Raw genomic sequence first — 24,022 nt, forward strand, 5'->3', positions numbered from 1 at the left:
GGCGGGCGGTTCGAGCTTCGGGCGCCGACGGCGAGACCCTGCGGCAACCGGGGAACGGGTGAACGACCGGGTTGGTCGGCCGCCCGACGGTCCCGTCCCCGGGATTTCGGACCCTGCGGGCGGAACAAGTTGGCTCCTACGGATTTGTGATCTTCATGAAGAGCATGGCATTTCTTGCAGCATCGCTGACATTCGGCCTCTGCGCCGCCGCCGGCGCCGTGGAACTTCTGCCGGAAGCGATCAACAATGCTTCCATCGCCTCGGTTCCGCCAGACCGACCGTCGGAGGCACCGCCGCAACCGCAGCCGGCAATCATCCGTCTCCAGGTCCTTCTGGACCGCGCGGGTTCGTCTCCCGGGGTGATCGACGGCTACTATGGCGAGAACGTCACCAAGGCGATCGCCGGGTTCGAGGCCATGCAAAGTCTCCCCGTTGACGGAAAGCCGGACCCCGAGGTCATCGGCCGGTTGCTGGACGACGAGCCCGTCATCGCGCCCTATGTCGTCTCGGAAGAAGACACAAGGGAGCTCGTCGAGCGCATCCCGGAAGATTACGCCAAGCAGGCGGAGATGGAGCACCTCGGATATACGAGCGTCGCGGAGAAGCTGGCGGAGCGGTTCCACATGGACATCGACCTCTTGAAGGCGCTCAATCCGGCCTCGGGATTTGCCGTAGGAGACACGGTTTCGGTTGCAATCCCCGGCGCCGCGAGGGAAGGTAAGGTCAAACGGATCGAGGTGCGCAGGGAAGCAGGCCAGGTTGCGGCCTTTGCGGAAGACGGCTCGCTGTTCACCGTTTATCCCGCCACGATCGGCAGCGAAGAGACGCCTTCGCCCTCCGGCACGCACAAGGTCAAAGGGGTCGCTCCAAATCCGACCTACGTCTACAACCCCAAAGTCAACTTCAAGCAGGGCGACAACGATGCGGTTCTAGAACTGCCCAGCGGCCCCAACGGCCCCGTGGGATCCGTCTGGATCGACCTGACCGAGCCAACCTATGGGATTCACGGCACCCCGGAACCGTCGCTCGTCGACAAGGTGAGCTCACACGGATGCGTTCGCCTGACAAACTGGGACGCCGAGGAACTGGCGGCAATGGTCAAGCCGGGAGTGATCGTCGAGTTCGGCGATTGAAGCATGTGAGATTTCCATTTGAGCAGAGACGAGGACAGGCCATGCACAAGTTCACAGTCACCGTCACGAAAGAGTTCGACGCCGACACCGCCGAGGAAGCCGCCTTGCTCATGTATCAGGAATTGACCGACGGGTGGGCGCCGCTCGATTATTCGGTGACGGACGAGACAGGGATCGCAACCGCTCTTACGCTGGACAGGGAAAAGGCGGACGAGTTTGCCGGTACCGATCACACTGCGGATCCGGGCAATTGGTAGCACCCGGCCGAGACGCGATGCTGACCACGAGGCACGCTGCCTATGGCGGAGACGATCGCTGCGTTGGGTCCCAGCAGTCATCTGCTTCCACCCAATCAGGCTTGAGGCTTGATGACCGGTCACATCGAGATTGCCCGATTCCTGCTGTCGCAGATCTAACACCATGACGCGACGACGCTAATCGCTCATGATCAGATCGAGTGGCAAGCAGACGTCAGCGATCCGCAAACGATCATCGATTCTGGGAGCGTAATTGGCTGCGCCACTGACGACGGCGATCTCAACCAGGTTGGTTCCATAGCGTTCGCGTGCCTCGTCAGGACCGTGGGCGCGGCCTTTGACGGCGAATCCGTGATGGCCGAGCCAATTGAAGAGCGGGCGCTGCCTTTCTTCCTCCTTTTCGTCGCGGATGTCGCGGTAGTAGAAGGCGCGATCAATCGAAGCGCCGTTGCTGGCGATCTGCGCCAGCTTTCGTAGATCGAGCGGCGCCTCAAAGACGGACTTCAGCCTGTCGTAATGGCTGCCGTCGATCAGGAACAGGGTCTGCCTTTGTCGCGGCATGATCGCTCCTCTCAATCAGTCGGTCTTGCCGGCCGCACTCAGGGGGCGCAGCGCACACAAGTCTCGAATGTCGGATCGATATCGAGGCGGCGGACGGCGATGGGCTCGCCGCACTCGCTGCAATAGCCATATTCGCCATCGCGGATGCGCGACAGCGCCCGTTCGATCGACACCTTGCGATGTTGCCGCCGGCGCGTGATGTCCTGGGCCATCGCCTGCTGTTGCATGGCGTCCATGCGCGAGAGACGTCCGACGCTTTGCTGGTCCAGTTCGACCGGCGCCCGGTATTCCTTGCTTTCCTCGATGAGGCGGATCGTTTCCGCCAGCTCTTCGCGCAAACGCTGCTCGAAGGCCTTGACGACATCCGCGTCTTCGATCGTTTTCATGTTGAACCTCCCGAAATGTTGGCGGGCCGAGGGCCCGCCTCCAATGATCATCGGAAAATGACGACCGGGACCTTGCAGGAGCGGATCATCTCCGTTGTCGTGGAACCGATGAACAGGCTCCTCAGGCGCGAGTGGCTGTAGGCGCCCATCACGAGCAGGTCGTAACCTTCCCTTTCGACGGTCTCGGAAATCACCTTGTCGGCATGGCCGGGCACAAGCGCGGTCTCGACCTCGTAGCCGGCAGCCCTCAGAATGACTGCCGCGTCGTCGAGCTTCTTGCGGTTTTCGGGCGTTTCGGGGCCCGCCATGACGAGCTTGCATGCAAGCCCCGTCAGGATCGGGCTGCGCGACACCTGGTCGACCGCCTGCATCGCCATCGCGCCGCCGTCATAGGCGATCAGCAGCTTGCTGATCGGCTTGAACGCCCGCGAGGCCACCACGAGCGGCTTGCGGGTCGACCGCACGACGCGCTCCAGGTTCGAGCCGAGGTGACCCTTGGCGAAGTCGGCACCTTCGCCGCGCTTGCCGATGACGATGAGGTCGGCATTGGTCTCGAATTCCTGGATAGTCTCGACGAGATCGCCATTGCGCAGCCTGGTCTCGACGTCCGCGACGCCTGCCGCCTGAAGCCGGGATTTCGCCTCCTCGAGCAGCAGGCGTCCGCGCTTCTGCGCGACCTTTGCCTTTTGGGCGTCCAATTCCGCCAGCTCTTCCAACAGCGCGGTGCGGGCGCCGAGCCCGATATTGCCGCTGAGGTTGACGGGCTCGCTCGAGAGATCGCGGCGGCCAATGACGTGGAGCATTTCCACGCCGACCTCTGTCTTGCCCGCGATCCAGGCAATGTGGTCGCATACGCTTTGCGCATAGATGGACCCGTCGATCAGTCCGACTATTCTTGTCATTTGCGTCCTCCCTTAGTGGCCCATCAGGCGTTCCATGGCGCCGGGCTTATCGTGAATGGCGAGCCTGTCGACGATCGTCTCGCTCGCTGCATTCATTCCAACGATCTCGACGTCAGCGCCCTCGCGACGGAACTTCAGAACGATCATGTCGAGCGCGGCGACACTGGAGATGTCCCATATATGGGCATGGCTGACGTCGATCGTGACTTTCGCGAGCGCCTCCTTGAAGTCAAAGGCCTTGTTGAAATCCTCGACTGAGGCGAAGAACACTTGGCCTTCGACCTTGTAGGTGCGGTGCGTACCGTCTCCTGAGAGAACCGACGTGACCCTGAAAATCTGTGCGATCTTCCAGGAGAAGAACACGGCCGAAAGCAGCACGCCGATCAGCACCCCGATAGCGAGGTTGTGGGTGTAGACCACACCGACGACCGTGGCGATCATGACGATCGACGACGACCGCGGATGATCCCTGAGGTTCTTGATCGACGACCAGGAGAAAGTACCGATCGAGACCATGACCATGATCGCGACGAGCGCGGCCATTGGGATCTGGCTGACGAGATCGCCGAGCACCAGGATCATGAACAGAAGGAACACGCCAGCGCACAACGTGGACAATCGAGCGCGCCCACCGGATTTCACGTTGATGATTGACTGACCGATCATGGCGCAGCCAGCCATGCCGCCGATGAAGCCGGTCGCGGTGTTGGCGATGCCCTGGCCGATGCATTCGCGGTTCTTGTCACTTGGGGTGTCGGTCAGATCGTCCACGATCTGGGCCGTCATCAAGGACTCGAGCAGGCCCACGGCTGCAACCGCGGCCGAGTAAGGCAGAATGATCGTCAGCGTTTCAAGGTTGAGCGGAATCTGCGGGATGAGGAAGACCGGAAGCGTCGACGGTAGCTCGCCCATGTCGCCGACAGTGCGGACATCGAAGCCGAAAAAGATCGAAATCACCGTCAGCACGATGATGCAGACGAGCGGCGATGGGACGGCTCTGGTCAGATAGGGAAACAGGTAGATGATCGCGAGACCGGCCGCCACCATGACATAGGTCAGCACCGGGACATTGGTAAGCTCGGGCAGCTGCGCCATGAAGATCAGAATGGCGAGCGCATTGACGAAGCCGGTCATCACCGAACGCGAGACGAAGCGCATCAGGTAACCGAGACGGAATAGGCCGGCGACGATCTGCAGGATGCCGGCGAGCACGGTGGCGGCGAGCAGGTATTGCAGGCCGTGATCGCGCACCAGCGTCACCATGAGAACGGCCGTTGCCGCCGTCGCGGCCGAGATCATGCCGTGCCGGCCGCCGACGAAGGCGATCAGCACCGCAATCGAAAAGGAAGCATAAAGGCCGACCTTGGGATCGACCCCGGCAATGATGGAAAAGGCGATCGCCTCGGGAATCAGGGCAAGCGCCACGACAAGCCCGGCAAGCACGTCGCCTTTGACGTTGCCGAACCATTCGGTTTTGAGTGTGCCAATAAAATCGCGGTTCAAGTCTATGTTCTCCGTGCCGGGCAACGCTTGGGAGACCGTCGGACCGGCGGGTTAATGTGGTAATACGTCGTGACGTCGCGCGCACGATTGTGAGCGTGTTAGCCGGTGCAAAGGCACGGAACGGCAAACGTCAGTTCTCTGGCGTGATCAGGCCGTCGCAATCATGTGGGAGGTCCAATCGGAGGGCTCGCTGCGGCATCATCTCTGGAGACATGTGCAGGAGTTAGCTGGTTGCCGGGGGATGGGCGCCCGGAGAAGCCACCCGAGGATCGGGTCCGGTGGAAGGCGGCAATATTGCGGCAAACAGCCGTGAGATCAAGTGGGAATTTCGAAGGTTGGTGAGATGCTGCAACAGCCGACGGTGTTTCCGCAACCTTCGCTCGCTTACCGCGCACTCGACGCCGCCCAGGCGGCACGTATTGACGCTCCAGACAAGTCTTTGCAAGGTCTGCACCCCCCAAAGCGGCCACTCTATGTAGTCGCATCATGTACTCGCATCGGAAGTCCACTCCCCCACCCGTTTCGGTCTTCGCACATGCCGAGCAAGCCGTTCGCGCCAACCGATCTGGAGCAGCTTACCGTTCGAGTTTTCCGCGTGAGAAACTGAAGCGCAGCCACCGAAAATCGGATCGATTTTTCGGAAAGCGGACGCTGCACCCGTCTGTGATCACTTATGTCCAGTTCTACCGCATCTGCACCTCGCGCGTCGCGCTGCAAGAGCGCTTTCCTGCTACCGGAAATACGTTGAACCGGCACCGGTTTGGGCACAAAATTGTCGAGCAAGTCCAAGGCAGTACAGCGTCCTTTAACGTCCTGTCCCGGGTGCGGCGCTGTAGCGGAAAGGTGAAGCCAATGAAGAGGCTGGCAATCGTTGCCTTGTCGCTGGCGACGGCGCTGACGAGCGGCGCACCGGCGATGGCGTTTCCCACCCCTGTCCCACTGAAGGTCGAGGCACCGCAGGCGGAGCCGGTCCAATACAGGCGCCACCGTGGCGGGTACCGCGGCGGGCACCGCCGCCACCGCGGTAACGACGATTGGGCCTGGGCGCTCGGCGGACTGGCCGTCGGCGCGATCATCGGCGGAGCGCTGGCACAACCGAGATATTACGGCCCAAGCTACTACGATCAGGGCTACTACGACGGCCCAACCTATTACCGGCCACGCTACCGCGCGCAGCGCTACTACGCGCCAAGCTACTACGCGCCAAGCTACTATGCGCCGCGCTATTACGCGCCACGCTATTACGCGCCGCGCTATTACCGCCAAACCTATTACAGTGGCGGCAACGCGCATGTGCGCTGGTGCTTCGCACGCTACCGTTCCTACAGGGCCTACGACAACACGTTCCAGCCCTATTACGGTCCGCGGCGGCCGTGCGTCTCGCCCTATTGACGGCGCAGCGCATCGACAGTAGCGATTGACCGCCGCTCTGCGGACGCGGCGGCGCCGTGCATCTGAAAAGACGCGGCGGCGCTGTAGATTGCGGTCGATTCAATAGACCTGCGGTAGAAATCGCACCACCCCTCACCTACTTGTCTGCCTGTCGAGCGGAGAAACGCGATGGCCGGCAAGACGTCCAGCAAGACTAGGAAGCCCGCAAAGAAGGCCGAGGAGAAGCAGGAGGTTGCGGCGGACGCGCAGCCGAGGCTGCTTTCGGGCGGCAATCCTCAGATCGCAAAAGCCTATGGCGACGCGCCGGTGCAGGCCTATATCGCGGCCATGCCCGGCTGGAAAAGCGAGGTCGGTCGACGCATCGACGCGCTCATCACGCGCACGGTTCCCAAGGTGCAGAAGGCCGTCAAATGGAACTCGCCATTCTATGGGTTGGAGGGCGAGGGCTGGTTCTTGAGCTTTCATTGCTTCACGAAATACGTGAAAGTCGCCTTCTTCCGAGGGAGCTCGCTGCAGCCTCTTCCTCCCGGCGAGTCCAGGCAGAAGGAAGTGCGCTATCTCGATATCCATGAGGACGACGAAATCGATGAAGCGCAACTCTCCGACTGGGTGAGGCAGGCCAGCCAATTGCCCGGCGAGCGCATGTGAGCGTCGACAACAACCACTACAGCACAGCGCGTCTTATCAGACACGCAAAGGTCTCTGTAGAACTTTGAATTTCTGCCTGTCCTTATAGGAGAACATGATGAAGAGCGGCACGAAGGCGCAAGAAGCGGCAGTCAGTCCTTCCCGGCTGATCGATGAGAAGATCGGCGAACTCGGTGACTGGCGGGGCGAGACATTGGCGCGGATCCGGCGTCTCATCCGGGAGGCGGACCCTGAAGTGGTCGAGGAGTGGAAGTGGAGAGGCGTTCCGGTGTGGGAACACGACGGCATCATCTGCACCGGCGAGACCTACAAACAGGCCGTGAAGATGACCTTCGCCAAGGGCGCCTCGCTGGAGGATCCGGCGGGCCTCTTCAACTCCAGCCTCGAGGGCAACACCAGGCGCGCGATCGACATCCATGAGGGCGAGGAGATAAATGAAGAGGCGCTGATGGCGCTCATTCGCGCCGCCGTGGCCCTGAACATGTCGACGCGGGCGCAGAAGAAGCGGAAGAGCGCTTGAGGGCCCCCTCCGGGTTCGGCACTCCGTCACGCCGGCGGTTAACGCGAAGGCGGCGAGCCTCCGCCGCCCCCTCTTTTTCCTCAGCGTTCACGCCCTATAGTCAAGACACCGCCCAAGCCAAAGGAGCCGTCCATGGCGCTGACCCTCTACCTGCATCCGCTCGCCTCCTTCTGCCATAAGGTGCTGATCGCGCTCCACGAGGCCGGAACGCCGTTCGAGGCGAAGATCGTCGACCTGATGGACCCGCAGGAGCATGCGCGCTATCTGGAGGTCTGGCCCGCCGGCAAGATCCCCGTGCTCCATGATGCGGCGGCCAACCGGACGGTGCCGGAAGCCTCGATCATCATCGAATATCTCGACCGGCTCCACCCCGGCAAGGAAGCGCTGATACCGCGCGACGAGGAGCAGGCACTGGAAGCGCGGCTCTGGGACCGTTTCTTCGATCTCTACATCCATGCGCCGATGCAGAAGATCGTCACCGATACGCTGCGCCCGGAGGGCGAGAACGACAGTCGCGGCGTCGCCGAGGCGCGGACTGCTCTCCACACCGCCTATGATATGGCCGATCGGCATCTGGCGGGAAAAATCTTCGCCGTCGGCGAGCGCTTCTCGATCGCCGATTGCGCCGCCGCCCCTGCCCTGTTCTATGCCGGTATCGTCGAGCCTTTTGACGCCACCCATCCCAGCCTGTCGACCTATTTCGAACGTCTTTTCCGCCGCCCCTCCTTTGAGCGCGTGCTCGCCGAGGCGCGGCCCTATTTCCACATGTTCCCCTACCGGGAGGCGATTCCGCCACGCTTTCTGTGAGCCGCCGAAAACCGGAACCGGCTTTCGGAAAGCTCGATGTGCGGATTCAAAGCGTGACAGCGACCTTCGCGCGTCTGAAAAGACGCGCGGCGCAGCGCGGATCGGCCGTCTTGCTTTCGCGCTCCCACCGGCTACCCTGTTCACCCCACGCAAAGGAGCAAGACCATGGAATATCGTCTGCTCGGCCGCTCCGGCCTCAAGGTCTCCACCATCACCATGGGCACGATGACGATCGGCGGCGGCGGCAAGTTTGCCCAGGTCGGCAATGTCGGGGTCGAGGATGCCCGCCGTTATGTCGACCTCTGCCTCGATGCCGGCGTCAACCTGATCGACACCGCCGACATCTACTCGACCGGCGCCTGCGAGGAGGTGATCGGCGACGTGCTCGGCGGCAAGCGCAAGAACGGCGTGCTGATCGCCACCAAGGCGCGCTTCTCCATGGGTCCCGGCCCGAACGATGGCGGCCTTTCGCGCCAGCACCTGATCAGCGCCTGCGAGGCGAGCCTGAAGAGGCTGAAGACCGACGTGATCGACCTTTATCAGGTGCATGAATGGGACGGCCTCACACCGCTCGAGGAGACCCTGGAGGCGCTCGATACGCTCGCGCGCCAGGGCAAGGTGCGCTATATCGGCTGCTCCAATTATTCCGGCTGGCACATCATGAAGGCGCTCGGCATCAGCGCGCGCGAGCACCGCCAGCGTTTCGTCAGCCAGCAGATCCATTACACGCTCGAAGCCCGCGAGGCGGAATACGAGCTGATCCCGATCTCGATCGACCAGGGCCTCGGCATCCTGGTCTGGAGCCCGCTAGCGGGCGGCCTGCTTTCCGGCAAGCACCGGCGCGGCGCCACTCCGGAAGGCACGCGCCAGCTTGCCGGCTGGAACGAGCCGCCGATCCGCGACGAGGAACGGCTGTGGAAGATCGTCGACATGCTGGTGACGATCGCGGCCGAGCGCAACGTATCCGCCGCTGAGGTCGCGCTCGCCTGGCTGATCGGCCGCAAGGGCGTGACCTCCGTCATCATCGGCGGCCGCACCGAAGCGCAATTCCGCGACAACCTCGCCGCGGCATGCCTCAAGCTCAATGACGAGGAACGCCAATTGCTCGACGCCGTCAGCCTGCCGCCGGTCATCTATCCCTACTGGCACCAGCTCTGGACCGCCAAGGACCGGCTCGGCGAGGCTGATCTGTCGCTGCTGGGACCGCATATGTGAGAGCGGCGGCGGTGCGATTTACCCCCTCTGCCCTGCCCGTCTCCGCAGAAGCTCCGGAGGGAGGACCGGGCATCTCCCGCGCGCCCTTCATCTGCCTGCCGGCACCTTCTCCCCGCACGCGGGGCGAAGGGACAAGCGGCGCCTTCCCAGTCCTATCGAGCTGCGGCGGTTTTGACGAGCTGAAGGCGGCGCCGCATACTCCCAGTCCCCTCTCCCCGCTTGCGGCGGGAGGGCTAGGGTGAGGGGCCGAAAACGGCGCTCTGCACGCGCGGCGCCAGCGATTCCGCGTAAGGGGTGGCGATGTGATGGCGGTCGCGGAAGGTCAGTTTGCCGTCGATCACCGCCGGGCAGACCGTCTCGTTGCAGAAAAGATCGACCAGATCGACATAGTCCGCCTTCAGCGCCGCTGCGACCGCTCTCTCGGCAGCAGGAATCGTCTCCTCCACCGCCTCGCTGCGCGGCGTGTCGCAGACGCTCGGGCTCCGGTCCTGCCAGAGCGCGCGCGCGACGCATTTGTCGAGATAGGTCTTGTGCACCGGCACGTCGCGAAGCAGAACGACGTCGCTGCCGTCCCCTTTGAGCCTCTCGATCGTCCGCCTGAGTCCGGCCGTCCAGTCCTCGAGCCCGATCGGCTTGGACGCGTGGTTGATGTCGTTTCGGACATAGCTCGAGGAATAGTGCGAGAGGATCACCATGTCCGGCTTCAGCGAGGCGATTTCGCGGAAGACCCGCTCCTTGAATTCGTCGCACTCGTTATAGCGCCGCATCAGGACGCTGTTCCAGACCGGGACGCTTGCCGCCGGGCAGGACGACTTCAGATAGGTGACCAGGCGCCAGCCCTTCGCTTCGGCGATCTTCTTGAACGGCGTCGACCAGTGATCGGCATGGGAATCGCCGAAGAGCACGATCGTCTTCTTCGGATCGGCGGCGCCGAACGAGCAGGCCTTCGGCTGCGCCTCCTCCCGATCGAGGACGCAGTTCGTGTCGAAGGTACGCGCCGCCGATTGCCGCTCGGCGCTTCGAAGGACCTGCCTTTGCTCGGCATCGAGGCTGCGACCCGCGAGAGCCGCGCTGCCGTAGGCGAGCGTTGTCCCGGTTCCGGTGAGGAGCACTGCCAGCGCCAGGGAACGGCTCGTCTTGGCCGCCAGCCAGCCATTGTGGCGGACCGGGTTCTCGATGAAGCGATAGCTGAAGACGGAAAGCGCAAGCGTTGCCGCGCCGCACAGCAACCGGTCGGCGATCGTCAGTTCTGGCTTGAGGATTCCCGCATAGACGATGACCGGCCAATGCCAGAGATAGAGCGAATAGGAGAGCTTGCCGATCTCCTGCAGCGGCCGCAGCGCGAGAATGATTTTCGGCCCGGCGCCGCTCGCATGCGCGCCGCTCAGCAACACCATCACCGTACCGAAGACCGGCAGCAGGGCGATCGATCCCGGAAAGGGGACCTCTTCGGTGACGGCGAGATAGGCGACGGCGATCAGCAGGAGCCCGATCCAGCCGAGGAGCGGCGAAAAGCGAAAGCGCCTCGCCCACTCCTGCGGCAGGGCCATTGAGGCAAGGCCGCCAAGGGCGAATTCCCAGGCCCGGAAGGGAGAGAAATAGAAGGCCCAGGGCTGGGATATGGCCGTCATCCGCCAGCAGAAGGCGAAGGAGACGGCGGCGACGATGGCAAGGAGAACGAAAAGGCCGCCCTTCCCCGGCCGAAACTTCGCAAGGAGCAGCAGAAGCGCGGGCCAGACGAGGTAGAACTGCTCCTCGACCGACAAGGACCAGAAGTGGATGAAGGGATTGTTCGACGCATCCGTGGCGAAATAGTCGACGGTCCAGCGGATGAGCCAGAGATTAATCATATAGGCGGAAGCAAACAGCGAGCCCTTGGAATAGAACTGCTGTTCGGAAGGCGCGAGGATGAAATAGCCGACGAGCAGCGTCGTCAGGATGACGAAGAGCGAGGCCGGAAGCAGACGCCGCGCACGACGGGCGTAGAAGCGCCAGAGGTCGACCGTGCCGCTCCTGGCAATTTCCTGCTGCAGGTGCCGGGTAATCAGGTAGCCGGAGATGACGAAGAAGATGTCGACGCCGACGAAGCCGCCCGGCAATCCGCTCATGCCGAAATGAAAGGCGACGACGCCGGAGACCGCCAGGGCCCTGAGCCCTTCAATGTCCGGACGAAACTCGCCCGAGGATGCCGATGGACGCATATGACCGGTGCCCTGTCCCTTGGAGCATCTTGCAGTCAGGTGGAATCACCTCCCCTGCAGAAATGCGGCAAAACATTCGGATGGAGCGGTATGGCGCAGCTGCGCGAGCGCATCCCACTCCAGCGCCCTGCCCGCCGCATCGGCCGACCCGGAGCGCAAAGTTCCATCACACATTGCAGGAAATTTGCTGCAGTGCAACGCAACGGTGAGGTGATACTGCTCGACAATATGGCCTCAAAAGGGCGCCGGCCATTTGTCCCCTGCGAATGTCTTCGGGACGTCCTAGGCGACATCCCTCCCCGCGCCCCTCATCCCGCTGCCGCGACCTTCTGCCGGCTCGCGGGGAGAAGGGGCAATGCCGCGCCCCGTTATATCCCCTCGCCGCTTCTTCCGAAGCAGGTCGGAATATCCAATTGCAGCGTAGGTAAAACGAGAGATCGGGGCACGCCTCGTCCCCTCGCCCCGCTTGCGGGGAGAGGGCTAGGGTGAGGGGCTCGCGAGGTGCCCGGCAAGGCAGGGGGTGCCGCCCACCCGAATTTCGCCGCTCGCCTCAGGCTGCCTCGGCCATCTCGCCGCGTATGAGCGCGCCGAGGCGGCGGATGCCCTCGTCGATCATCTCGTCATTGGCGCAGGAGAAGCTCAAGCGCAGCGTGTTTTCGCCCGATCCGTCGGCAAAGAAGGCACGGCCCGGCACGAAGGCGACCTTGGCGGTCTCGATCGACTTCGCAAGCAGCGCGGCACCGTCCGTGCCCTTGGGGAGAGTGACCCAGACAAACATGCCGCCCTCCGGTTTCGTCCAGCTGACATCCGCCGGCATGTATTTCTCGAGCGCCGCCAACATGGCGTCGCGGCGGTGCCTGTAGACGCGGTGGATCTTCGCCACCTGTGCGTCGAAACCGCGCTCGGCGACAGTGCAGATCGCCATCTGGTTGATGGTCGAGGAATGGAGATCCGCCGCTTGCTTCAGCAGGACCAGCTTGCGGATGACCTGGTCTGCCGCGCAGACCCAGCCGACGCGAAGGCCCGGCGCCAGCGTCTTGGAGAAGCTGCCGCAATAGATGGTGCGGGTCATGTTGATGTCGCCCTTACGGGCGATTTCGAGTGCCAGGATCGGCGGGACCGCCTCGCCGTCATAGCGCAGTGCCTGATAGGCCGCATCCTCGATCACGGCGACGTCGAGCTCCTCGGCAAGGGCGAGCACCCTCTCACGGCCGGCGCGGTCGACGGTCTCGCCCGTCGGATTGGCGAAATCGGCCGAGAGATAGGCGAACTTGGCGCGACCGCCCGCTTCCGTCGCGGCCTGGACATAGGCTTCCGGCGTCCGGTTGCCGGCGGGATTCAGTTGGTCATAGGTCGGCTCATAGGCATTGAAGGCCTGCAGCGCGCCGAGATAGGTCGGCCAGGTGACGAGCGCCGTATCCTTTGGCGAGAGAAACAGCTTGCCGAGATAATCGAGCGCCTGCTGCGAGCCGGAGGTGATGAAGATGTTGTCGACCGTTGCCGGAATACCGAGGGCACGCATCTGACCCGCGAGCCATTCGCGCAAGGGCCGATAGCCCTCGCTCACCGAATATTGCAGCGCGGCGCTGACGGCCGGTCCGCCGAAGATCTCCGCATAGGCCTCCTTGAACTGCGCATCCGGGAAAAGCTCGGGATCCGGAATACCGCCGGCGAAGGAGATGATGTCCGGACGATCCAGAAGTTTCAGAAGCTCACGGATTTCCGAGGCCTTCATCCGGCTCGAACGCGTGGCGAAAATGCTTTCCCAGTTCAGCATGGGGCCCTCCCTTCGGCGAAGGCCGGACATCATCACAGAGCGGATTTTAAGTCAATATTGCTGACCTATTTCAGTCCCTCCGCCGCACGATCGCGTCTCGTTCGGCATGTTTGATGACGAAGTCGGTCGGCAAAGCGGTTGCGAGTCAATGTCGTGAAGGCTGCACACGCACGCCCTTGCAGCAGATTTCGGACCGACGCGATCACATCTCGTGCTGGCAACCGCTTCAGCGGCTCGCGCCAGGGAACTGAAACGGCACTTGGAGGTTTGGCTCCGTGTAACAGATAAACACACCAGACTCTGGAGGTCTCATCATGCTGACAAGAATCCTCATCGCTGGCGCGCTTTCTGCCACCTTCGCGTCTCCCGTGTTTGCACAGGCCGATATCATCTGCGACCAGGCAGGCATGGAGAGATTGGAAACCGACGTCAGTCTGCTCACCGACGACGCGAGAAGGGCTTATGCCGCGGACCAACTCGCCTTGGCCAAGCAAGCCCTGGCGGCGAATGACATCGACAAATGCAAGACTCACATGGCCAGCGCGTTGAGAGGCGGATCTTCCGACTGACGGTCTCGTTCGCCGGCCGACGAGATATGTTGGCTGTTATCCGACCGCCCGAGACAAGAAAGCCGAGGCTGATGCCCCGGCTTTCTCCTGCCTTGGGAGGTAAGGCTTAGTTCTTGGCCTTGTCCACCAGCTTGTTCTTGCCGATCCAGGGCATCATGCCGCGCAGCTTCGCGCCGACTTCCTCGATCTGGTGCGCATCGTTGACGCGGCGGATGCCCTTGAAGCGGGCGGCACCCGACCTGTACTCCTGCATCCATTCCGAGGTGAACTTGCCGGTCTGGATGTCCTTGAGTACGCGCTTCATCTCGGCCTTGGTTTCTTCCGTGATGATGCGCGGACCGGTGACGTATTCGCCCCACTCGGCCGTGTTGGAGATCGAGTAGTTCATGTTGGCGATGCCGCCTTCATAGATCAGGTCGACGATCAGCTTCACTTCGTGCAGGCACTCGAAATAGGCCATTTCCGGCGCGTAGCCGGCTTCGACCAGCGTTTCGAAACCGGCGCGGATGAGTTCGACCAGACCGCCGCAGAGAACGACCTGCTCACCGAAGAGGTCGGTTTCGCACTCTTCCTTGAAGTTGGTTTCGATGATGCCGGAACGGCCACCGCCAACGCCGCAGGCGTAGGAGAGCGCCAGATCGAGCGCGTTGCCGGACGCGTCCTGATGGACGGCCACGAGGCAGGGAACGCCGCCACCCTTCTGGTATTCGCCGCGCACCGTGTGTCCCGGGCCCTTCGGCGCGATCATCACGACGTCGACCGAAGCCTTCGGCTCGATCAGGCCGAAGTGAACATTGAGGCCGTGGGCGAAGGCGATTGCCGCGCCGTCCCGGATATTGCCGGCGATCTCGTTTTTGTAGATGTCGGCCTGCAACTCGTCCGGCGTCGCCATCATGATGAGATCGGCCCAGGCGGCGGCTTCCGCAACCGAGAGAACCGAAAGACCGTCGGCCTCGACCTTGGCGGCCGTCGCCGAGCCCGGTTTCAGCGCAATGCGGATTTCCTTGGCGCCGGATTCCTTGAGGTTCAGCGCATGGGCGCGGCCCTGGCTGCCATAGCCGACGATGGCAACCTTCTTGGACTTGATGAGGTTGAGATCGGCATCACGATCGTAATAGACGCGCATCGAATTTCCTTCCCTTTGCTGTCTGTTTCCCACTCGCATGTCTCCTTGAATCGACCTCGATTCAAGGAGAAAGACATGCAGCATTTCAAAGTGCTACAGCGATTTGCGCGTCCGATAGGCCGCGCGGCGCTGTAGTGGTGGCATGAGGCCACCGTCACACTTTCGCGCCGTAGAGCCTCAGGAAGGCTTCGACCGCCCGCTCCGCCCTTTGGCTGAAATCCTTCTTCATCATCCCCGCCTCTTCGCCGAGAAGCAGGCGCAGGTGCCAGTCGGCGACGACGAGCCCGTAAAGCGCGCCATAGGCCTCCTCCGCGTCGTCAAAGGCAAGAAGCCCCGCCTTGCGTCCGGCCTCCAGGAGCGCCCCTGCCCGCCGCCCGATCGGCCGCCGCCCGCGCTCCTGCAAGAGCCGCCCGAGCTTGGAGCCCTCGCGGCTCGCCTGGCCGATCGCCAGCCGATTAAGCGCCAGCGACACCTCCCCGGAGAGAACTTCGAGCAGGTCCCTGGCGAAGGCGACAAGATGCGCCTTGAGGCTTGCTGCGTCCAGCGCTTCCGCTGAAACGTCGAGCGTCCTGACCTTGCTTGCCTGGAAGGCGATCATCGCTGAAAGCAGCCCCTCGCGATCGCCGAACCACTTGTAGAGGCTTTCCTTGGAGCAATTGGCCGCGCGCGCGACGCCAGCCGTCGTCAACGCCCTTTCGCCGCCGTCGACGAGAAGGCGCAGGGCCTGCTCGAGCACCGCGCCTTGACGCTCGGTCAAGCCGGTCCCGCCCCTCGCCTCTCTTGTCGCTTCGACGCCTTGCACTTCGCGATCGCTCCATGAGTACCGTACGGTACGGTTCGCATTCTTCTATGGGCAAGCGGAAGGGACGTCAAGACCGGTTGTGGCAGGGGCGTGATTTTTGAGGCGGCTTGCGGGGAGGATGCCATGTCCGACCAGCTCGGGAGCATTGGTTCGGAGCCGATACGGCGGTCGAGATCGCTCTTCCCGCTTGAGGCACTCCCCAACATTACGAAAATATAATGAACTCAATCTTTTCGCCCGCCGCCTTCGTCTCTATCCTGCTTCGAAGTTCGCCCCGATAGAGTTGCGCCCGATAGGGTTACGCCCATGAGCAAGATGGCCGACGCGGCGCAGCAGGATGCGGCCGCCCCCAGTCCGACGGCGAGGGTCACCGTGATCCCGGCAACGCCGTCACCGCAACGCCGGAAGCGCCGGTCGCGGCTGTGGATTGCCGTCCCCATTCTCGTCGCCATCCTCGGCGCGGGCTATTACGCCTGGAGCCAGTACGGGGCGCAGCCGGCGACGGCGATCATCACCCAGGCGGTGGCGCGAGGCGACATCGAAAACAGCGTGACTGCCGTCGGCACGCTCGATGCGATCAAATCCGTCGATGCCGGCGCGCAGGTGTCGGGCCAGTTGAAATCGCTGCATGTCGCGGTCGGCGAGCGGGTCGCAGAGAACCAGCTCATTGCGGAAATCGACCCCGCTTCGATCGAGAACCGGATCGAAATCGACCAGGCGGAGCTCGCCTATCTCGAGGCGCAACTCGTGTCGAAGAAAGCCCAGCTCGTTTTGAAGGGCGCCAATATCGAACGCCAGCGCAACCTCGTTGCCACCAGCAGCGCGTCGCAGGCGACGCTCGACCAGGCCGTCGCGGATCACGTCGCCGCGGAAGCCGATGTGCAGGCGGTCGAGGCGCAGATCCGCAAGCAGAAGGCGACGCTCGCCGGCGACCAGGTCGATCTCGGCTACACCAAGATCTATGCGCCGATGGCCGGAACGATCGTCGACAACCCGGCCAAGGAGGGCCAGACGCTCAACGCCAACCAGACCGCGCCGACGATCGTCACCATCGCCGATCTTTCGACCATGACGGTCAAGGCCCAGGTCTCCGAGGCCGACGTCGGCAAACTGAAGATCGGCATGGATGCCTATTTCACCCTGCTCGGCCAGCCGGGAAAACGCTTCACCGGCAAGCTGCGCCAGATCGAGCCGAAACCGGACACGGAAAACAACGTGGTCCTCTATTACGCGCTCTTCGACGTGCCGAACCCCACCGGCGAACTGATGATGTCGATGAGCGCGCAGGTCTTCTTCGTCGAGGCCGCTGCCAAGGACGTGCTGATCGTGCCGAGCGCCGCGGTCCGAGTGAATGGCGGCGCGGACGGCAAGCCGGCTCAGGCACAGGTGACCGTCGTCACGCCATCCGGCGCGGCCGAAGCGCGTGACGTCGGTGTCGGCATCCGCAACCGCGTCAGCGCCGAAATCGTCAGCGGCCTCGAGGAGGGTGAAAAGGTGGTGGTCGACACCGGCTCCGCCGGCAACCGCGGCAACGGTGCCACGGGGTCCCGGCGCGGCATGCGCATGCTGCGACTGTTCTGAGCGCTCCGATGACCCCTCTCCTCGCGCTCGACAATGTCAGCAAGACCTACTTCAACGGCGATCTCGCCGTCGAGGTCCTGCACGACATCTCGCTCGACATCGAAGCCGGCGAATTCGTCGCCATCATGGGTCAGTCGGGCTCCGGCAAATCGACCTTGATGAACATCCTCGGCTGCCTCGACCAGCCGACCTCCGGCGACTACCTGATCGAAGGCGAAAACGTTGCCAGCTTCGACGGGGACGAGCTCGCGGCATTGCGCCGCCGCACATTCGGCTTCATTTTCCAGGCCTATAACCTCATCCCGACCGCGACCGCGCAGGAAAACGTAGAGGTGCCGGCGATCTATGCGGGCGTTCCCGCGAGCGACCGGCACGAGCGCGCCGAGGCGATCCTGCAATCGCTGAAACTCGGCGACCGGCTCCACCATCGGCCAAGCCAGCTTTCCGGCGGCCAGCAGCAGCGCGTCTCGATTGCCCGCGCGCTGATGAACGGCGGCCGCGTCATCCTTGCCGACGAGCCGACCGGCGCGCTCGACAGCCAGAGTGGCGAGGAGGTGATGGCGCTCCTGCGCCAGATGAACGACAACGGCCATACGATCATCGTCATCACCCATGAACGCGAGGTCGCCAACGAGGCCGACAGGCTCATCGAAATTCGCGACGGTCGCATCATCGCCGACAGGAGCAGAAAGCGGCGCGCCAATCCGGACGCCGCCATCGGCCTGGCCCAGCGCACGCGTGAAGGATTTGCGGCCATCGCCGACATGTCGGAGGCGATCAGGATGGCGATGCGGGCGCTTCGCGCCAACCTCTTCCGCACCATTCTGACGCTGCTCGGCATCGTCATCGGCGTCGGCTCCGTCGTCGCCATGCTGGCGATCGGCACCGGCGCTCAGGATTCGGTGCTGAGCCGCATCTCCTCCATGGGCTCCGATCTGCTTCTGGTGCGCCCGAGCATGGCGAATTTCCGCGGCAGCCCCGGCGGCAGCAATGTCACCCTCGTGCCGCCCGATGCGGACGCGATCCAGGACCTCCCCAACGTCGCCTTCGCCGTGCCGGAAATGACGAGCACGGTGACGCTCCGACGCGGCAATATCGACTACCAGACGACCGCGAACGGCACGGTGCCGCAATTCACGGAAGCGAAGTCCTGGGCCGTCGGCCGCGGCGAATTCATCAACCGAAACGACATGGAAACCTACGCGCCGGTCGCGGTGCTCGGCCAGACCGTCGTCAACACGCTCTTCGCGGACGGCACGGACCCGATCGGCCAATATGTGCTCGTCAACAAGATCCCCTTCCAGGTGATCGGCGTCATGAACGAGATGGGCGCAAGCGCCGGCGGCAACGATCGGGACGACGTCGTCCTCGTGCCGCTCACCACCGGCAGCATGCGCATCTTCGGCCAGCGCAATATTCGTACCATCACCGTCAAGGTGCAGGATGCGGCCGCCATCGATCTCACGCAGGAGCGGATCCAGTCGCTGCTCAACGAGCGGCACAAGCGAGAGGATACCCGGATCACCAATATGTCGTCGGTGCGCGAGGCCTTCACCGAGACGTCCAACACGATGAAGCTTTTCCTCGGCTCCGTCGCGGCGATTTCGCTCATCGTCGGCGGCATCGGCGTGATGAACATCATGCTGGTCAGCGTCAGCGAACGCACCCGGGAGATCGGCGTGCGCATGGCGACCGGCGCGCGCCGGCGCGACATCCTCGTGCAGTTCATCATCGAGGCGCTGGTGGTTTCCGCAATCGGCGGCGTGATCGGCCTCGTTGCGGGCCTCGCAACGGGTTATGTCGCGCAATATTTCGGGATGCCGGTGGCCTTCACCGCAGGCCCCCTGGCGCTTGCCTTCGCCTGCTCCTTCGCGACGGGCCTCATTTTCGGCTACTTGCCCGCCCGCAACGCCTCACGCCTGCAACCGGCAATGGCCCTCAGCGCGGACTGAGGGTCGCCCAATGCTTGGCCGCTTGAACCCCCCTTTGCGGGAGAGCAATCGCGAGCCCTCTACAGCGCCGCGCGTCAAGACGCGGCAGGGATCGCTGCAGAGTTGCTGCATATCACGCGTCCGGCCGACGCCGCCCCTGCGCCACCCGCTCCGGCCCCGCGATCAATTCCCAGGTGCGACCATCCGACTGCGACTGGCGGGCGAAATAGTTATAGGGCGTGCGCGACCAGTCCCTGATCGAGTTGGTCAGATTGTCGAGCACGAGGTCGCCCTCGCTGGTGCGAACCGTGAGCACCGTGTGACCCTGTCCGCGATAACGGGCAACCGTCAACAACAGGGCCGAAGCCGGCCAGCCGCGCCTGAGCAGCTCGTGCTTCTTGAGGATGGCGAAATCCTCGCAATCTCCATAGTGCGTCGGAAGGCGCCAATCGTCGTCCCTGCCGGAGGTAGATATATCGCTGCGTTCCTCGATGCGCGCATTGACGGCGCCGTTGACCTGCTTCAGCTCCGTTGATCTCGCCTCGTTCAGCACGACCATGGCGGTTCCGCCGCCGGTTTCGCACAGTCCCGGCTGGCGCGCACAGAACGGCTTGAAAGCAGGAGGAGCGAAAGCCCTGCCGGCGGTCTTCATAATCGTCCCCGCACTGGCTCCCCCCGGAGCCAAAATAAGCAACAGGAAAGCGGTCGGCGCGATGAAGCGTTTCATGAGGTCGTCTCCAGACGGGCAGGAATATCCCCAGCCCGGCGTGGAGATATAAATTGAAAAGATTGGCTCGAGGTTAATAGTGCCGAATTGGGCAATGATGTGGCAATTTCGCAAGAATTCCCAGATCAACCCTAAGTACGTCTTCTGGTTATGGCTTCATGTTACGCCGCGGTTGCAGTAAAGCATGGAAAGTTTTTTCTGGCCGACCTTTAGGACTTTCTCCCTACTCCGCGGCGCCTCCAATGATGAAAATATAACGCTTGTTAGCGGTATCGAAATACCGGATTCCACCAAGGCCCCGCCCGCCGATACGGCCAGAACGTCTCGCGCTGGGCCGATTGCGGACGCTCGGCAACTCGCTCGGCGCCTTGTAAAATGGTTGCGGCAATCAGCGCCGATCAGCGCCTTGCCAGATAGAGTGAAAACATCATTTCCGGTATAGTGCAGAGTTTGGGAAACGCCGGTGATGCGTTCAAGTCGACAGAGGCGGGTTAAAAGGACAGGAATCCTAGCTTGGACGGACGAATGGCGTACCGAACCATCTGCGCGGCCTCAACGCCGCGCGCCACGCTGCCACCACGGGTGGTGAATTTCCGTTGCTCACCTGAACACCATAAAGGAAGATTCCATGGGAGACCGAAAGCGTCCGCTGCAAACCGGAGAACCGGCGCCCTCGTTCGTGCTTCCCACGGCCAATCTCGAAGGAATGGTCTCTCTCGCCGATTTGCGCGGTCGCCCGTTCCTGATCGGCTTTTTTCGCGGGCTGCACTGCCCGTTTTGCCGGCGTCAGGTGGAACAGCTTGCCGGCGTACAGCCTGCCCTGCTCACCGCCGGGATAGAGACCCTGGCCGTTATCAACACGCCGGTGGAACGCGCCCGTCTTTATTTTCGTCACCGTCCAACGCCGGTAGTGCTTCTGTGCGACCCGGATTGCAGCACGCATCGGGCCTTCGGCGTGCCGCGTGGGGAGTTTCTACCCGATGGCAGCAGCGAACGTCCCGAATGGCCCTACCGCGCAGCCATGGCGCAGTTCGAAGCCGCCCGCATCAACCCTGCCGGCGAGTTTCCGGAACCTCTGCATCCTATGGAAGCCAATGTTGTGCTCAACGCCAGGGACGGCTTCGAGTTCGACGAGGCTGATAATGCGACCCTGACGAACCACGGTACTCAGCTCGTCGGGCACTTCCTGGTTGACGCAGCTGGCATTGTCGGCTGGGCGCAAATTGAGGCGCCCGATGGACCGAACAGCCTCTGCATTTTCCCGACCGCGGCGCAGATCCTCGCGGCCGCTGACAGCCTGGGGCGCTGAGTAGGACCGGTTGCTGTCAGTCGGCTCTGGAATCAGCTGTCGAGATCGGTTTCGAGATGAGTTTGCAGCAAGCCGTCGGTCTCGGCATACATAACTGCGTTGAGTGTGACGTACACAGGCGAACCCGCCTCGAACTGTGTGCTGCCGCGCGCGACCAGCCAGCCATCCGCACGCTGCAAGCGCGAAGCGCGCCGGCCGTCCTGGAGCGGCAAACGAGGGGCGCCCGACCAGCTCTCAGCCTCGCCGGCCACTTGCAGGGTTTGGCGGTGAAAAGCTCGACGCGACCGGGGGAATCGGGAAGCAATGGTCGCGCAACCTTTCAGCAACTCCTCGCCTCGATAATGCCCGCGCAATCGAGGACCGAATCGGATGGCCAAGGCAAATACCAGGAAGCGCAGGCGCAGCACGAAGCGGAAAAGCAGCCGGGGCAGCATGGCGCCGTGGTACCTTGCCGCGATCGTTCTCGTCGGCGGCATCGTCGCCCACGACCATTGGGAAAAATTCACCCGGTGGCCGGGCGGACGGGAGGTGGCCGCTCTGCTCTCCGAAGTCGAGTCGAAGCCAAAGCCCGCCCAACCCCGCATCGTCCGGCCGCGGGAGCATACCGGCTCCATTGCGCCGAAGCCCGCATTGGCCGTGCCGCCGCCGATGGAAAGGCCCGTGGAACAAGCGGCGCCGTTGCCGGCCCGCTCAGCCGACAGCGCCACCTTCTATTTCTGCGGCATTCGTCACGACAATTGCGTGATCGACGGCGATTCCTTCCTCTTCAATGGCGAGAGAATCCTGATCGCCGATATCGACGCGCCGGAGACGAAGCTTGCGAAATGCGACGAGGAGCGCTCGCGCGGCGCGCACGCCAAGGCGCGGCTTAGAGAGTTGCTGAATGCCGGCCAGTTTACTGTGATTGACGCTGCAGCGGACTTCGTGGACGGAGAAGCCGGCAAGCGGCGGCTGGTGATGAGAAACGGAAAATCGCTCGGCGCCGTTCTCATTGCCGAAGGTCTGGTCAGGAAACGGGCCAGCCGGCCGACCGCCTGGTGTGGCCCGACGACGGTCCGCATCTCGGGTTGATTATTACTGCAAACACCTTTTTGTCGGATAGTCAGCGAAGCTTTCCTTTTGCGTAGCTGACGAGGATGTCATGAACGCGCGAACGGCACGGAGTTTGGACGGTGTCCTATGCCTTCTCGCGAGATAAGTCGAAGATATCCGGCGCGAAAGCCCTTGAGTCAGCGGTGGTTGGGCGCTGCGTTGCCGCCAACAGCCGTACAATTTGTCCGCGGTTCCATTTGACCATCTCATCCTGGCCATGGTCTCACGTCTCACCGCGGACTGCCCAGATCCTCTATGATCTCGTCAATCTCGCCGAGGTAATTTTCCGGTTTGAGATCGAGTGCCATATCGGAAATCCCGACGCGCTTTAGCGCTTCGGATAGCGTCTGCGAGAAGACCTTGCCCTCGATTGCCGTCCTTTGTGCGGCTTCGTAGAGCAGATGATGCGCCTTGTGTCGACCGATGCGCGGCGAAAGCTGCATCATCGCCGACTCCGACAGGATGAGCCCCTGCGTGAGCTCGAGATTGCGCCGCATATTCTCGGCATTGACATGGAGGCCAGAAAGGACGCGCTCGGCGGCCTCTGCGATCGATGCCGCCAGGATGGCGATTTCGCCGACGACGACGTCGGAGATGTTCGTGGCCGAGGAATCGCCCTCGTCCATGCGGACCATGGCGGCCAAGATCATCGGCAGCCGGGCTTCCAACATGCCGCAGAGGCTGACAAGAACCAGGGCAGTCGAGGGATTGCGCTTCTGTGCCATGGTCGAACTCCCGACCTTGCCCATATGGAAGGCTTCCTCGACCTCGCCGATTTCCGACCTTTGCATGAACACGATGTCCTGCGCGATCTTGTGGATCGAGCCGGCAAGCACCGCAAGCGCGGACAGATAGTCGGCGACGCGGTCGAATGAAGATCGAAGCGGCAGCTGCGCCGGTTTGAGGCCAAGGAACAGGGCAACCTCGTCCTCCACCGCCCGCCCCTGTCCTCCCATCGCGGCGAATGTTCCGATGGCGCCGCCGAAATAGGTCAGGAACGATTCTCCTGCGCGCTCCGCCAGTCTTTCACGGCTGCGGCGGATTTCCTCGTGCCATCCGGCAACCTTGAAGCCGAAGGTCATCGGCAGGGCGTGCTGGCCGTGCGTCCGTCCGGCTTGCAAGGTGCATCGGTGTTGGAAGGCCAGGCTTTTCAGCCGTTCTTCCGTCCTTTCGAGCACGGAGATCAGATGCTGATGAGTCTTCTTGAGCTGCAGGGCAATCGCCGTGTCGAAGATGTTCTGGGTGGTCGCGCCCCAGTGGATGAAGCCGGCAGCCGGTTCTCCACACAGTTCCTCGAGCTGCTTGAGGACCGGCACGAAGGGATGCTGGGCGAAGGCGATTTCCTTGCTGAGGCGCTCGAAGTCGAACTCGTTGGCGTTGCAGCACGTCGCTATCCTGTCTGCGGCCTCGAAGGGGATGAGGCCGACCTTTGCCTGGGCAAGGGCCAACGCGGCCTCGACCTTCAGCCACGCCTGCAGTGTTGCCTCATCCGACCAGATGTCGACCGCCACTTTGCTGAACCAGTGCCGGGTGATGAACGAACTGAACATGCCGATGGTCATTCCGGACTCCTCTTCGAACGC

23 protein-coding genes and 1 other annotated feature are annotated in these 24,022 nt (G+C 62.8%); of the genes, 12 read left to right on the forward strand and 11 right to left on the reverse strand.

Translation table 11 applies throughout. The annotated features are described in order from the left end of the window. The first annotated feature begins 149 nt into the window (after positions 1-149). Together SJ05684_RS09945 and SJ05684_RS09950 are read left to right on the forward strand one after the other, a co-directional pair. Entirely contained in the window at positions 150-1,133 is a 984-nt protein-coding gene (locus SJ05684_RS09945; RefSeq protein ID WP_034850965.1) for a L,D-transpeptidase family protein, read from the forward strand. Between the two features lie 41 nt (positions 1,134-1,174). Beyond that, positions 1,175-1,390 (forward strand): hypothetical protein, encoded by a 216-nt coding sequence (locus SJ05684_RS09950; protein WP_034850868.1) that lies wholly within the window; start codon positions 1,175-1,177, stop codon positions 1,388-1,390. A 177-nt stretch (positions 1,391-1,567) separates the two neighbouring features. Here the strand turns inward: SJ05684_RS09950 and SJ05684_RS09955 are convergent, their stop codons facing one another. Genes SJ05684_RS09955 through SJ05684_RS09970 form a run of 4 tightly spaced genes read right to left on the reverse strand, consistent with a single transcriptional unit; the run spans position 1,568 to position 4,742 of the window. Continuing rightward, positions 1,568-1,951, reverse strand: a complete 384-nt coding sequence (locus SJ05684_RS09955; RefSeq protein ID WP_193354419.1) for a PIN domain-containing protein — start codon at positions 1,949-1,951, stop codon at positions 1,568-1,570. 38 nt (positions 1,952-1,989) lie between these two features. Next, positions 1,990-2,337, reverse strand: coding sequence for a TraR/DksA family transcriptional regulator (locus tag SJ05684_RS09960; RefSeq protein WP_034850870.1), 348 nt, complete (start codon positions 2,335-2,337; stop codon positions 1,990-1,992). A 47-nt stretch (positions 2,338-2,384) separates the two neighbouring features. Continuing rightward, positions 2,385-3,239, reverse strand: coding sequence for a universal stress protein (locus SJ05684_RS09965; protein ID WP_034850872.1), 855 nt, complete (start codon positions 3,237-3,239; stop codon positions 2,385-2,387). 12 nt (positions 3,240-3,251) lie between these two features. After that, positions 3,252-4,742, reverse strand: a complete 1,491-nt coding sequence (locus tag SJ05684_RS09970) for a SulP family inorganic anion transporter (RefSeq protein WP_034850874.1) — start codon at positions 4,740-4,742, stop codon at positions 3,252-3,254. 228 nt (positions 4,743-4,970) lie between these two features. After that, positions 4,971-5,022: a sequence feature (sul1 is cis-regulatory element that is thought to sense ions involved in sulfur or methionine metabolism; They are found in Alphaproteobacteria), on the reverse strand. Between the two features lie 572 nt (positions 5,023-5,594). Here SJ05684_RS09970 and SJ05684_RS09975 point away from each other — a divergent pair. From SJ05684_RS09975 to SJ05684_RS09995, 5 genes are all read left to right on the forward strand, one after another. Further along, complete coding sequence (locus tag SJ05684_RS09975) at positions 5,595-6,134, forward strand: BA14K family protein (RefSeq protein ID WP_034850875.1); 540 nt, start codon at positions 5,595-5,597, stop codon at positions 6,132-6,134. A gap of 168 nt (positions 6,135-6,302) precedes the next feature. Beyond that, positions 6,303-6,782, forward strand: a complete 480-nt coding sequence (locus SJ05684_RS09980) for a DUF1801 domain-containing protein (protein WP_034850877.1) — start codon at positions 6,303-6,305, stop codon at positions 6,780-6,782. A 97-nt stretch (positions 6,783-6,879) separates the two neighbouring features. Next, on the forward strand, positions 6,880-7,302 hold the full coding sequence (locus SJ05684_RS09985; protein ID WP_034850879.1) for a DUF1801 domain-containing protein: 423 nt from the start codon (positions 6,880-6,882) through the stop codon (positions 7,300-7,302). A 132-nt stretch (positions 7,303-7,434) separates the two neighbouring features. Continuing rightward, positions 7,435-8,109, forward strand: coding sequence for a glutathione S-transferase family protein (locus tag SJ05684_RS09990; protein WP_034850881.1), 675 nt, complete (start codon positions 7,435-7,437; stop codon positions 8,107-8,109). A gap of 165 nt (positions 8,110-8,274) precedes the next feature. Then, complete coding sequence (locus SJ05684_RS09995; protein ID WP_034850883.1) at positions 8,275-9,324, forward strand: aldo/keto reductase; 1,050 nt, start codon at positions 8,275-8,277, stop codon at positions 9,322-9,324. 233 nt (positions 9,325-9,557) lie between these two features. Here SJ05684_RS09995 and SJ05684_RS10000 read toward each other — a convergent pair whose 3' ends face one another. Next, positions 9,558-11,525 carry an acyltransferase family protein gene (locus tag SJ05684_RS10000; RefSeq protein ID WP_034850885.1) on the reverse strand — a complete coding sequence of 656 codons (1,968 nt, stop codon included), beginning with the start codon at positions 11,523-11,525 and terminating at the stop codon, positions 9,558-9,560. A gap of 550 nt (positions 11,526-12,075) precedes the next feature. Continuing rightward, a complete protein-coding gene (locus SJ05684_RS10005; protein ID WP_034850887.1) occupies positions 12,076-13,302 on the reverse strand; it encodes an aminotransferase-like domain-containing protein in 1,227 nt (408 codons plus the stop codon). Between the two features lie 314 nt (positions 13,303-13,616). Between SJ05684_RS10005 and SJ05684_RS10010 the strand changes: the two genes are divergently transcribed. After that, a complete protein-coding gene (locus SJ05684_RS10010; RefSeq protein WP_034850889.1) occupies positions 13,617-13,871 on the forward strand; it encodes a hypothetical protein in 255 nt (84 codons plus the stop codon). Between the two features lie 106 nt (positions 13,872-13,977). Here SJ05684_RS10010 and ilvC read toward each other — a convergent pair whose 3' ends face one another. Next, the gene (gene ilvC / locus SJ05684_RS10015) at positions 13,978-14,997 is read right to left on the reverse strand and encodes a ketol-acid reductoisomerase (protein ID WP_034850890.1); all 1,020 of its coding nucleotides are present in this window, start codon (positions 14,995-14,997) and stop codon (positions 13,978-13,980) included. 154 nt (positions 14,998-15,151) lie between these two features. Next, a complete protein-coding gene (locus SJ05684_RS10020) occupies positions 15,152-15,799 on the reverse strand; it encodes a TetR/AcrR family transcriptional regulator C-terminal domain-containing protein (protein WP_034850892.1) in 648 nt (215 codons plus the stop codon). A gap of 306 nt (positions 15,800-16,105) precedes the next feature. On the opposite strand from SJ05684_RS10020, the gene SJ05684_RS10025 reads away from it, so the two are divergent. Both SJ05684_RS10025 and SJ05684_RS10030 read left to right on the forward strand, forming a co-directional pair. Further along, entirely contained in the window at positions 16,106-17,380 is a 1,275-nt protein-coding gene (locus tag SJ05684_RS10025) for an efflux RND transporter periplasmic adaptor subunit (protein ID WP_034850894.1), read from the forward strand. An 8-nt stretch (positions 17,381-17,388) separates the two neighbouring features. Beyond that, on the forward strand, positions 17,389-19,332 hold the full coding sequence (locus tag SJ05684_RS10030) for a MacB family efflux pump subunit (protein WP_034850895.1): 1,944 nt from the start codon (positions 17,389-17,391) through the stop codon (positions 19,330-19,332). A 112-nt stretch (positions 19,333-19,444) separates the two neighbouring features. On the opposite strand, the gene SJ05684_RS10035 is transcribed toward SJ05684_RS10030, so the two are convergent. Then, positions 19,445-20,038 carry a transglutaminase-like cysteine peptidase gene (locus tag SJ05684_RS10035; protein WP_034850897.1) on the reverse strand — a complete coding sequence of 198 codons (594 nt, stop codon included), beginning with the start codon at positions 20,036-20,038 and terminating at the stop codon, positions 19,445-19,447. Positions 20,039-20,666: 628 nt separating this feature from the next. Between SJ05684_RS10035 and SJ05684_RS10040 the strand changes: the two genes are divergently transcribed. Continuing rightward, a complete protein-coding gene (locus SJ05684_RS10040) occupies positions 20,667-21,347 on the forward strand; it encodes a redoxin domain-containing protein (protein ID WP_034850899.1) in 681 nt (226 codons plus the stop codon). A 32-nt stretch (positions 21,348-21,379) separates the two neighbouring features. Here SJ05684_RS10040 and SJ05684_RS29595 read toward each other — a convergent pair whose 3' ends face one another. Next, entirely contained in the window at positions 21,380-21,781 is a 402-nt protein-coding gene (locus SJ05684_RS29595) for a hypothetical protein (protein WP_162098794.1), read from the reverse strand. Between SJ05684_RS29595 and SJ05684_RS10050 the strand changes: the two genes are divergently transcribed. Next, a complete protein-coding gene (locus SJ05684_RS10050) occupies positions 21,717-22,418 on the forward strand; it encodes a thermonuclease family protein (RefSeq protein ID WP_034850902.1) in 702 nt (233 codons plus the stop codon). The genes SJ05684_RS29595 and SJ05684_RS10050 overlap by 65 nt on opposite strands. A gap of 251 nt (positions 22,419-22,669) precedes the next feature. On the opposite strand, the gene SJ05684_RS10055 is transcribed toward SJ05684_RS10050, so the two are convergent. Further along, positions 22,670-24,001, reverse strand: coding sequence for a class-II fumarase/aspartase family protein (locus tag SJ05684_RS10055; RefSeq protein WP_034850905.1), 1,332 nt, complete (start codon positions 23,999-24,001; stop codon positions 22,670-22,672). Between the last annotated feature and the right edge of the window lie 21 nt (positions 24,002-24,022).

The sequence above is a fragment of the Sinorhizobium sojae CCBAU 05684 genome (assembly GCF_002288525.1).
Lineage (GTDB): Bacteria > Pseudomonadota > Alphaproteobacteria > Rhizobiales > Rhizobiaceae > Sinorhizobium > Sinorhizobium sojae.

Bases quoted from the DNA above. Each gene is read 5' to 3' on its own strand.
- SJ05684_RS10055 (WP_034850905.1), bottom strand. From the start codon at position 24,001: ATGACCATCGGCATGTTCAGTTCGTTCATCACCCGGCACTGGTTCAGC.
- SJ05684_RS10050 (WP_034850902.1), top strand. From the start codon at position 21,717: ATGGCCAAGGCAAATACCAGGAAGCGCAGGCGCAGCACGAAGCGGAAA.
- SJ05684_RS09965 (WP_034850872.1), bottom strand. From the start codon at position 3,239: ATGACAAGAATAGTCGGACTGATCGACGGGTCCATCTATGCGCAAAGC.
- ilvC (WP_034850890.1), bottom strand. From the start codon at position 14,997: ATGCGCGTCTATTACGATCGTGATGCCGATCTCAACCTCATCAAGTCC.
- SJ05684_RS09995 (WP_034850883.1), top strand. From the start codon at position 8,275: ATGGAATATCGTCTGCTCGGCCGCTCCGGCCTCAAGGTCTCCACCATC.
- SJ05684_RS09985 (WP_034850879.1), top strand. From the start codon at position 6,880: ATGAAGAGCGGCACGAAGGCGCAAGAAGCGGCAGTCAGTCCTTCCCGG.
- SJ05684_RS29595 (WP_162098794.1), bottom strand. From the start codon at position 21,781: ATGCTGCCCCGGCTGCTTTTCCGCTTCGTGCTGCGCCTGCGCTTCCTG.
- SJ05684_RS10030 (WP_034850895.1), top strand. From the start codon at position 17,389: ATGACCCCTCTCCTCGCGCTCGACAATGTCAGCAAGACCTACTTCAAC.
- SJ05684_RS10005 (WP_034850887.1), bottom strand. From the start codon at position 13,302: ATGCTGAACTGGGAAAGCATTTTCGCCACGCGTTCGAGCCGGATGAAG.
- SJ05684_RS09955 (WP_193354419.1), bottom strand. From the start codon at position 1,951: ATGCCGCGACAAAGGCAGACCCTGTTCCTGATCGACGGCAGCCATTAC.
- SJ05684_RS09950 (WP_034850868.1), top strand. From the start codon at position 1,175: ATGCACAAGTTCACAGTCACCGTCACGAAAGAGTTCGACGCCGACACC.
- SJ05684_RS09990 (WP_034850881.1), top strand. From the start codon at position 7,435: ATGGCGCTGACCCTCTACCTGCATCCGCTCGCCTCCTTCTGCCATAAG.
- SJ05684_RS10035 (WP_034850897.1), bottom strand. From the start codon at position 20,038: ATGAAACGCTTCATCGCGCCGACCGCTTTCCTGTTGCTTATTTTGGCT.
- SJ05684_RS10025 (WP_034850894.1), top strand. From the start codon at position 16,106: ATGAGCAAGATGGCCGACGCGGCGCAGCAGGATGCGGCCGCCCCCAGT.
- SJ05684_RS09960 (WP_034850870.1), bottom strand. From the start codon at position 2,337: ATGAAAACGATCGAAGACGCGGATGTCGTCAAGGCCTTCGAGCAGCGT.
- SJ05684_RS09980 (WP_034850877.1), top strand. From the start codon at position 6,303: ATGGCCGGCAAGACGTCCAGCAAGACTAGGAAGCCCGCAAAGAAGGCC.
- SJ05684_RS10010 (WP_034850889.1), top strand. From the start codon at position 13,617: ATGCTGACAAGAATCCTCATCGCTGGCGCGCTTTCTGCCACCTTCGCG.
- SJ05684_RS10000 (WP_034850885.1), bottom strand. From the start codon at position 11,525: ATGCGTCCATCGGCATCCTCGGGCGAGTTTCGTCCGGACATTGAAGGG.
- SJ05684_RS10040 (WP_034850899.1), top strand. From the start codon at position 20,667: ATGGGAGACCGAAAGCGTCCGCTGCAAACCGGAGAACCGGCGCCCTCG.
- SJ05684_RS09975 (WP_034850875.1), top strand. From the start codon at position 5,595: ATGAAGAGGCTGGCAATCGTTGCCTTGTCGCTGGCGACGGCGCTGACG.